This is a genomic window from Kitasatospora sp. NPDC033851, assembly GCF_055576085.1.
Map to the genome: position 1 here is coordinate 1 of NZ_JBVIRL010000085.1, position 4,452 is coordinate 4,452.

Below are 4,452 nucleotides of genomic sequence, written 5' to 3' on the forward strand. Positions count from 1 at the left end.
TGATTTTGTCGGGTCATATGAGAGCCACTGCTCCGGGGTGAACGGGAGCCAGGTCTAGGCCGTTCGTGGTGGAGACGTACTCGACCATGGCGGGTGTTCTTCGGCGAGTTCGGGAGCCATTCCGACGAGATCGGGAGCCACTGATCGGGTGACCTGGTGCGCCTGAGCGGAGTGTCCGTAGGGACCGGGGCCTGAAGCGTCGGTAGCTTGTCATCGCGGGCCCGGGTCGCCTCCCTGACAAGTCGCGGCCAGGGGCTCGCCTCTGGATGTGCCGAAGGGCTGGACCCGTGAGTCCAGCCCTTCGTGCTGCTGGTGGTGTGTCGGCGTACGGCTGAAGAACCGCCTCGCCGTGATCGAACGGCACGCCGACGTCGGCCTGACCACCGGCGAGCCGAAGGCGTTTCACGGACGCGGGTCGCACTCGTCCCAGAATGCCTCCGAATAAGCAGGCGCCAGTCAGGGCCCGACAAGCACTGGTGTGGCGACCTCGACCGGTCATCGTTCGGCGGCCCGCGGAGCCGCTTGCTCGTCAGCGACTGTGCTCCTAGCGGTAGATCCCCTCGGGGGCCTGTCCTGAGGCTCCCCCCGGCTGTCGGTGGCGACTGACGGCGCCGATAATGATCTTGATCGCAAGGCCGAGGACGACGAGATCGGCGATCATCTGCCCGGTGACCACGAGCCGAGCTGCCTCGCTTTTGGCCGTGATGTCGCCGAATCCGACCGTCGAGAAGACCGTTACGGCGAAGTACAACCCGTCAGTGTGCGTCAGCGACCCGCCGAAGTCGCCGGCCGACATCGCGGCCATGACGACATATGTGCTCGCGAACAGCAGTAAGAACAACGGAACGCTGGTGGCCAGGGCTTCGACGGCCCGCAGTCCCGGGAACGGTGACCGGATGATCGAGCGGACCTGAGAGGCGACCAGTCCGATGAATGCCACCAGCCCGATGACCAGCATCGTGACGGCGGGCCATGTCGAGGAGTGGTTCAGGGGGAGCAGAAAGTACAAGGTCACCAGCGCGGTGGCGGATCCCACGATCCGCAGAGCAGCCCACACGATCATGCGGTGCGAGGGTTTGGCCTCCCGCCGGGTGTCCGGCCCGGGGCCGGCGCTGTCAGTCACTGGTCGCGGTGTGTGTTGGAGGACTTCTCACCGACAGCGGCGCGCACCCAATCGTGAGCGCTACCGGGGTCGAGGGAGGCGAGGAACTCCGTGAGCGAGCCGTCCCAGCTGTCTTTCGCACGTTCGGCCGCTGCTGCGGCGACCATCTGCCGGGTGTCTGTGTCCTCGCAGCGAACCAGCGTGATGGCGGCATGGGGGCCGGCTTCCGCGAGGATCCTGTGGGCTTGGTGCTCGGTGGATCCGACGTGTCCTTCCCGCACTTCAGCGGTGCGGGCCCCGACCCTTGCCCCTTTCAGCGTGGAGAACAGACCCATGAATCCGACCGTCCAGGAGAGGGAGATGCGGAGCAGGGCGCTCGCAAAGCCGTTGGCCGTCAGCACACGAGACTGAGTTAGCTTCAGCGAGCCGTCGGTGTTTGCGCTGACCACTGCAGCTGTCGTGCGGCCCTTGCGGGCCTTCCTGCGGAAGCCTCGCCCGAGCGACGCCAGCATGTGTTCGGCGCGGTGGCGGTTGTCGAAGCTGGCGATAACTACCGATTCCTGCCCAGATTGCCCGACCGAGGCGGTCTCTGACGTCATAGGTGCGTCCTTCGTAGCCGAGTGACTTGATGAGTACGTGGACAGGCGGGTCAGTTCGGGGAGGGGAAGAGGGATTCCTGGGTGGCCTGGTAGCGGTAGGACTCGGTGCCGGTCTGGATCAGGGTGCAGCGGAAGGTGATCCGGTCGGCGATGGCCGCGCAGAGGCGGGCGTCGCCGAAGGTCTTGTCCCATTCTGTGAAGGGTGAGTTCGTGGCGACGGCGGTGGCCTTGCGCTCCTCGCGTTCGGTGAAGATCTGGAACAGCAGCTTCGCGCCCTTGCGGTCCAGGTTGAGGTAGCCGAACTCGTCCAGGCAGAGAAGGTCGATCTTGCTGTAGCGGGCGATCACGGAGGACAGGCGGCGGTTTGCGTCGGCCTCGGCGAGCTCGTTCACCAGCGCGCTGGTGGTGGTGTAGCGCACCGACAGGCCGGTCTCGGCGATCGCGGTGCCGATGCCGATCAGCAGGTGGGACTTGCCGGTGCCGGAGTCGCCGATCAGCACCAGCGGCCGACCCTCGCGCACCCAGGTCGGGGACTTCAGGTCCGCGACGACCTCCGGGGTGACGTTCGGGTTCTTCGCGAAGTCGAAGTCCTCCAGCCGCTTGGGCCGCGGGAAGCGGGCCAACCTGAGCAGTCGCTGCTGGCGGCGGAGGTCCCGGTCGGTCAGCTCGGCCTGCAGCATGTCCAGCAGGAACTGCTTGTAGGTGGCCTGCTCGCGGCGGGCGCCGGCGGCCAGGTCGATGAACCGCTCGCGGAAGGCCGGCAGGCGAAGCTCGCGGCATGCCTCGTCGATGAGCATGTCCTCCGGATCGCCCGGCAGCGACATCCTGCGGCCGGGGACCCTGCCGTCGGTGTCCTGCTCGTCGTCCTGATCGGTGACGGTGATGGTCGGGCTCATGCGCCGTGGCCTTTCTGGGTCTGGCTGTCGCGGCCGGCGACCGGGCTCAGCAGTCGGTCGTACTTGCTCATGTCGGGCATTCCCTGGCGCGGGTCGGGCGGCAGGCGGCGCGCGTGCAGGGAGATCACCCGGGCCCCACCGTCGGCAGCCGCCGGACCGTCCTGGGCCACCTCGTCCGCGTCGGCCAGCAGCTCGGCGTCGTCCGCGTCGGTGCCCTCCATCGCCTTGCGGGCCTCGATGGCGACCAGGTCGGTGGAGACCGACCCGATCCGCAGGCAGGTCTCCATCGCCGCGACCAGCGCCTCACCGGGCAGCTGGCGGTGCAGCAGCAGCACCTCGATCAGCATCCGGGTGCCCTCGCGGTCGCCGGCCTTCTTCTTCGCCGCCGCCCAGAACGCCTCGTGGACCTTGGTGAAGCCGCCCTCCGCCCGGGCCTGCGCGAGTGCCGAGGCCCCGGCGAACGCGCCCGGCTTGACCAGCAGGATCTCCAGGTAGTGGTCCAGGAAGTCGTGGTAGGTGTAACGCCTGGTCAGCCGCGGGTGGCGGGCGACGACCTTGCGCCCGTCGAACACCCACAACTCGTTCGCCCGCAGCTTGACCCGCACCTTCGCGCCGATGAACTTCGCCGGCACCGAGTAGTAGCACTGCCGCACCGTGATCCGGGAGTTGCGTGCGACCACCGGCGTCAGGTCGATCCCGCAGTCGTAGTCGTCCGCCGGCAGCGGCCGAAGCCGCTCGCGATCGGCCTCGAAGTCGAACCCGATCGAAGTCGGCCGGCCGTGGATGTGCCGGGCGTCCTCGGCGACGTCGATCGCCGCCAGGCGCTCGTTCAGCTCCGCCAGCGACTCCACCACCGGCGGCGGGACCAGGTGCTTGCGGCGGAACCTCCCGCCCTCGTGCTCCACCCCGCCCTTCTCGTGGGCCCCGTCCTCGCCCGGCGCGCAGTAGAACGCCGAGAACTGGTACCAGGACTTGAACGACGCCCACCGCGCCGACTCCAACCTGGAGCGGCCGAACAGCACCTGCTTGACGGCCGGCTTCAAGTTGTCGTAGCGGATGTGCACTGACGGCACCCCGCCCAGCACCGTGAACGCCTCCAGGTGCCCTTCCAAGAACGCCTCCTGCGAGGCCGTCGCGTAGACCCGGTGCACCGCCTTGCCCGAGTAGGACAGCCGCAGCGTGAACAGCACGCACTTGCGCCGCTGCCCGGCCAGGTCCAGCCAGAAGTCCGCGAAGTCGACCTCCGCCTCCTCCCCCGGCCGCTTCGCCTGCGGCACCATCCCGTCCAGGTGCCGGCGCCCCTCCAGGGCCTCCGCCCGGATCTGCGGGCGCCGCTTGGAGACGTAGTCCCAGACCGTGGTGTTCCGGGCCAGCTCGAAGTCGTGCTCCGCGGCCAGCCGCTCGATGATCCGCGGGACCGTGTGCTTCTGCTTCGACGGCGCGTCCAGGTCCTCGCGCAGCATCGCGTCGATGAAGCCCTTCACCGGCTCCAACACGCTCTTGCGCGGCGGCGGCGACTTGCGTTTCGGCGGCACCGGCGACTCCAACGCCCTCTTCACCGTGTTCCGCGACACCTTGAACCGCGCGGCGAGCTCCCGCCCCGACAGCCCCTGCTCGCGCTGAGCCCGGCGGATCCTCTCGAACAGCCACTCACGTGACCTGTGCACCAGCGGTCTCCCTGACCTGGACCGTGATCAACAGGCACAGCGTGACGGCCGAACAGCCCAAGCCCTCACGATTACTCTGAAAGCGGCATGTTCCACACCATCACACCTACTGGCTCCCGAACTCACCGAAGAACCACTGGCTCCCCAACAGACCGAATCCGTGGCTCTACTTCACCCCGGTGAAAACA

General features: G+C 68.0%; 4 protein-coding genes. All 4 read right to left on the minus strand.

What is annotated here, in order from left to right:
- Positions 1–544: 544 nt before the first annotated feature.
- On the minus strand, positions 545–1,123 hold the full coding sequence (locus tag ACZ51D_RS43445; RefSeq protein WP_429216511.1) for a potassium channel family protein: 579 nt from the start codon (positions 1,121–1,123) through the stop codon (positions 545–547).
- The gene (locus ACZ51D_RS43450) at positions 1,120–1,701 is read right to left on the minus strand and encodes a hypothetical protein (protein ID WP_370149146.1); all 582 of its coding nucleotides are present in this window, start codon (positions 1,699–1,701) and stop codon (positions 1,120–1,122) included. The genes ACZ51D_RS43445 and ACZ51D_RS43450 overlap by 4 nt, the downstream gene beginning before the upstream one ends.
- Positions 1,702–1,751: 50 nt before the next feature.
- Positions 1,752–2,525 carry an IS21-like element helper ATPase IstB gene (gene istB, locus ACZ51D_RS43455; protein WP_280663888.1) on the minus strand — a complete coding sequence of 258 codons (774 nt, stop codon included), beginning with the start codon at positions 2,523–2,525 and terminating at the stop codon, positions 1,752–1,754.
- A gap of 68 nt (positions 2,526–2,593) precedes the next feature.
- A complete protein-coding gene (istA, locus tag ACZ51D_RS43460; protein ID WP_465665833.1) occupies positions 2,594–4,264 on the minus strand; it encodes an IS21 family transposase in 1,671 nt (556 codons plus the stop codon).
- Positions 4,265–4,452 lie beyond the last annotated feature (188 nt).

Excerpts from the sequence above, each read along its gene's own strand:
- istB (WP_280663888.1), bottom strand. The coding sequence starts at position 2,525 with ATGTCGCTGCCGGGCGATCCGGAGGACATGCTCATCGACGAGGCATGC.
- ACZ51D_RS43450 (WP_370149146.1), bottom strand. The coding sequence starts at position 1,701 with ATGACGTCAGAGACCGCCTCGGTCGGGCAATCTGGGCAGGAATCGGTA.